The organism is bacterium (assembly GCA_037147175.1).
Taxonomy (GTDB): domain Bacteria; phylum Cyanobacteriota; class Vampirovibrionia; order Gastranaerophilales; family UBA9971; genus UBA9971.
In genome coordinates this window covers 1-4505 of record JBAWVS010000088.1, presented here as the reverse complement: position 1 = coordinate 4505, position 4505 = coordinate 1, and the positions used below count along the sequence as shown (strand labels likewise).

Annotated in this window: 5 protein-coding genes; 4 read left to right on the top strand and 1 reads right to left on the bottom strand. The window is 36.3% G+C overall.

Annotated elements, in window-relative coordinates:
• Positions 1-47 precede the first annotated feature (47 nt).
• Genes WCG23_12925 through WCG23_12910 form a run of 4 tightly spaced genes read left to right on the top strand, consistent with a single transcriptional unit; the run spans position 48 to position 4181 of the window.
• Positions 48-1097, top strand: coding sequence for a phage tail protein (locus WCG23_12925; GenBank protein ID MEI8390773.1), 1050 nt, complete (start codon positions 48-50; stop codon positions 1095-1097).
• A 37-nt stretch (positions 1098-1134) separates the two neighbouring features.
• Complete coding sequence (locus tag WCG23_12920) at positions 1135-3315, top strand: discoidin domain-containing protein (protein ID MEI8390772.1); 2181 nt, start codon at positions 1135-1137, stop codon at positions 3313-3315.
• Positions 3312-3728, top strand: a complete 417-nt coding sequence (locus WCG23_12915; GenBank protein MEI8390771.1) for a hypothetical protein — start codon at positions 3312-3314, stop codon at positions 3726-3728. Before WCG23_12920 ends, WCG23_12915 begins: the two co-directional genes overlap by 4 nt.
• 39 nt (positions 3729-3767) lie before the next feature.
• The gene (locus WCG23_12910) at positions 3768-4181 is read left to right on the top strand and encodes a D-Ala-D-Ala carboxypeptidase family metallohydrolase (GenBank protein ID MEI8390770.1); all 414 of its coding nucleotides are present in this window, start codon (positions 3768-3770) and stop codon (positions 4179-4181) included.
• A gap of 56 nt (positions 4182-4237) precedes the next feature.
• Here WCG23_12910 and WCG23_12905 read toward each other — a convergent pair whose 3' ends face one another.
• The gene (locus WCG23_12905) at positions 4238-4402 is read right to left on the bottom strand and encodes a hypothetical protein (GenBank protein MEI8390769.1); all 165 of its coding nucleotides are present in this window, start codon (positions 4400-4402) and stop codon (positions 4238-4240) included.
• Between the last annotated feature and the right edge of the window lie 103 nt (positions 4403-4505).

Sequence of the window (4505 nt, the reverse complement as noted above, 5' to 3'; positions counted from 1 at the left end):
CTAGTAGCAACACGAGTGAAACTCGTTTGAGTTAACAGGAGCAATAAATGGAATTTATAACAATACTAACTAATACAGGCAAATCAAAAATTGCTCAGGCATATGCGAATAATCTTCCTGTGTCTTTAACTCATCTTGCAGTCGGAGACTCGGGAGGAGAATATTATGAACTTGCCGAAACTCAAACAGCTCTTGTTAATGAGGTTTACAGAGGCACCATAAACAGAATTTATCAGGATACTGAATATTCCGAAAGGATAATTATCGATACTGCAATTCCTGCCGGTGTCGGAGGATTCTACATAAGAGAAGCCGGAATATTTGATGCCGATGGCGATTTAATTGCCATAAGCAATATCCCTGAAACATACAAGCCGCATCAATCAGAAGGCTCTACCAGAGACCTGTATATTAAGCTGGTGCTGGAAGTTGCAAGTGTTTCAGCAATTGAAATAATCGCAGACCCCACTGTAATTATGGCTACAAGGCAATACGTCGATACAAACCATAATAATAATCCTGAAGCTCATCAAGACAGATGGGTCAAAAAATCAGGAGATGAAATGTCAGGAAATCTTTCTGTACCTGATGCGACAGAAGATCAACACGCAATAAATCTTGGACAGCTTGATTCAGGCTTAAATACAAAGTCTGACAAAACTCACACCCACCTTGATATTATTCCGGCAGGTGCTGTGATGAATTTTGCAATGATTAATTCGCCTTCAGGCTGGCTTTTTTGCGATGGAGCGCTTGTTTCAAGAACTCTTTACCAAAGACTTTTTGAAGCCATAGGTACAACATTCGGAATCGGCGACGGATTAACAACTTTTAATTTGCCTGACTTAAGAGCTGAATTTATCAGAGGATGGGACGGCACTCGTGGAATTGATGCAGGCAGAGCTTTTGCATCCAATCAATCTGATGAAATAAAATCACACGCTCATAATTTACCGATGGCACCTACAGGTATAGATATCGGTGCTTACAATTGGGCAAGCTACGGAGTAAAAAGCGGTGCCGGAGTAACAAGTTCAACAGGCGGAACTGAAACAAGACCGAGAAACATAGCACTATTGCCTTGTATTAAAACTTAACAGGGGTTTTAACCCGTTTAAAATTTAGGAGAAAATCATGAGTATAATTAACAACCTCACACAATTTATTCCCGGCACTAAAGCTCTGGCAGGAGAAATCAATGATAACTTTGAAACCCTGAGACAGGGACATAATAACCATGAAAACAGAGTTGAAACTCTTGAAAGTTCAGTCTCTTCAAAATTTGATAAATCAGGCGGCACTTTAACAGGCGCTCTTCATCAACCCGAATCAGTCAACATCCAAAGTTTAAACGGCGTTATAACTTTAAATGAAAACGGAAACTCTTTTGCGGTTGACGGAACAGAAAATATTTCTTCTATAACAGGCTGGACTAAAGGAATTGCAATAATCAGGTGGGCAAGTTCAAGAGTAATTCAAAACAGCTCAACTCTTATTCTGCAAAATTCTACAAATAAAATTACAAACGCCGGCGATGTAGGCATTTATGAATTTAACGGAACGACTGTCAGAGAAATAAATTACTTTCCCTTTACTCCGATAAAATCAAATAATTTTAAAGCGCAAACCGTTCTTTTCTCTCCCAGAAACCCTCTGGGCTACGCTGATTTTATAAAAAAAGTTGAATATTCAGCAGACGTCATTCCTTTAATGACTTCAAATACTCACACAGACTGTATAGTTTCGGCAAGTTCGCAATATGATGTGACCAATATCCCTTGGAGAGCCTGCGATAATTCCAATCTCGATGCAACTTGCTTTGCAACCCTGACAGGAGTTCCGACAGGCTGGTTTAAGCTTAATTTCACCAATCCTAAAAAAGCCATCGCTTTAGCACTAACTTCAAGAAACTCGACAGATGCAACTCTTATGTCTCCAAAGGATTTTATAATTGAAGGCAGCAACGATGATATAAATTACACGTTTCTCGGCACTTGGACTAATATTACAGGCTGGCTTCAAAACGAAAAAAGACTCTTTGCTTTCTCTAATCAAAATGTTTACAAATATTACAAGATTTCAATTCTCTTAAATAACGGGGCAACTTATACAGGGTTTGGAGAAATAGAACTTTTTGAAGCGCTTAATGATATTTCGCCTTTAAACGTAAAAATAGACTGCAACTCAGATAATCCAATAATAATTAATTTTTCAAAAGGATATAATCTAAACGGTAAATCAAATGACATAGGTATTATACAGCAATCTCAATCTATTATAGATTTACTTGATAATACTCTGACTTATCTTGCTGTCGAAAAAAGCTCTGACGGAATGGTTAACCCTTTAAAAACAACAGCCGGTCCGTCTTGCGTTTTAGCCAAACAAAAATATTCCGATTATAATTCAATCCCGAAAATGTATTCCTATACTTCAAGTTATGAATTTACAAGCGGATATTTTGCAAGCGCAAGCTCTCTATACAACGAGACCTATGCGCCATGGAAAGTTTTTGATAAGTCCCCTGCATCAAAATGGTTCGCTTCTGTTGTCGGAGGAAATCAATACGTTCAATTCGATTTTCCCAATAAAAGAAAAGCTGCAAGATTTGGTATCAGATCAGGAGATATTCCGGGACAAAACATCAAAAACGGATACATAAAAGGCTGGGACGGAACAGGCTGGAGAATCCTTGCTACAATAACCAATCAGATAAACTGGCTTGCTTATGAAATGCGATATTTTGACGTGTCTGCTTTTTATGATTGTTCAAAATTTAAACTTGAAATCACCGACATTAATAATATGGCTGATTATGCTGCAGTAGGCGAACTTGAGCTGCTTGAACTGGCCCATTGCTACGTAATTCCTGAAAACAAAATGTATTTATTTAACCCGGCAACTAATAACTATGACGAAAAACAAGTTGTATTTACAGGCAAAGTCTATACAAGCAACGGTCTTGTCCTGGACACAAGAACTTTTGCTCAAAACGGCAAATACCGATCTCAAGAAACCGACCTTGCAATAAGTAATATTTATAATTTTTATCATAACTTGGGACTGGATTATAAAAATATCAAAATCAGCGGCTGGATTAAAGACAAAATCAACGGTTCAATTATGCCGTGGTGCGTTGATTCAAGTATTGACTATACCTACGAAATTAACAACTACGGTTTTATCGGAGATGATTGCAAATTTGCAGTAAGAACTGTCCCAACATTAATGCAATACAAAGACATCACTGGTACGAACAGGTCTATTACCTCAAATGTATCTTTAATTTTAGAAATAGAAAGGAATTTTGAATGATCCCTGTAAAAAGAAACGGCGTTTTTCAATACACAGAAAGACTGGAACCCAATGATGTCATTATCAGAGACAGACCTCATAAATTTGCGGAATTAGACGAAACCGGCAGCTGGAAAATTAATATTGAGCAAATGAAACAAGCTAAGATTGACCATTTTAAAAATGAAATCGCTTCAAAACTTGTATATATTAAAGCTCCCGAGTTTAAACAAGTAAATGCAGCTCTGGGAATCTATCCTGCAGAAACAAAAAAAGAAATAGTCAGCTGGATTAAAGCTGTCAGAAAACTTAGCGATAAAATTGAATCCCAAATCAATGATTTAAAAGAGATTCAGGATATAGACAATTTCACGTTTGATTTTGAAACACTCAAGTTAAAAGCAGCAGAATCAGAAGAAGTTACCGCTTCTTGAAAATATAAAATAACAGTTTACATAAAAAGGAGAAAAATTATGTTATCAGTAAAAATTGAAAACTTTACAGAAAATGAAATTGCCTGCAAATGTTGCGGCAAAGTAAATGTCAGCGATAAAGGATTAATTTCCTTGCAGGCTTTTAGGTATTACCTGAATAACAAGTATAAGAAAAATATCAGGCTGACTGTCGAATCTGCTTGCAGATGTACTAAACATAACAACAGTAAGGAAGTCGGCGGAGAAAAAAATTCCCGTCACGAATGCGAAACAAAAAAATCGGATGCATTTGATTTAACAAGCCCTGACTTGGATTACAAAGTTCTTTATCAGGAGGCTGTTAACAGCAAGCTGTTTTCGACAATTATCAGATACGACAAAAAACACTTTGTTCATACAGATACAAGACCAAGAGCCGATTATGAAATATCAAGCTGGGCTTGGAATAAGTAATGGTCTCTGTCCTTTACTGCCTGCTTCTATAAGAGTTCAGAATCAAGATGTTAATTTTAGCAAGAAGGTAAAGTAGTACTTAACAATATTTCATTGACAACAGTGAGATAATTATCAGAATTAACATTTTGTTCTTTTAGTAATTCCAGAATAAGACCAATTCCGATTGGATTTATATCAAAATCTGTTTTTAAATAATTTGTAAATTTATCTAAATTCATCTGTTTTTTATTAATTAAAGCAACATTTTTTTCTAGCGTTAACAAAGGCTATACCTATACCTATACCTATACCTATACCTATACCTATACCTATACCTATACC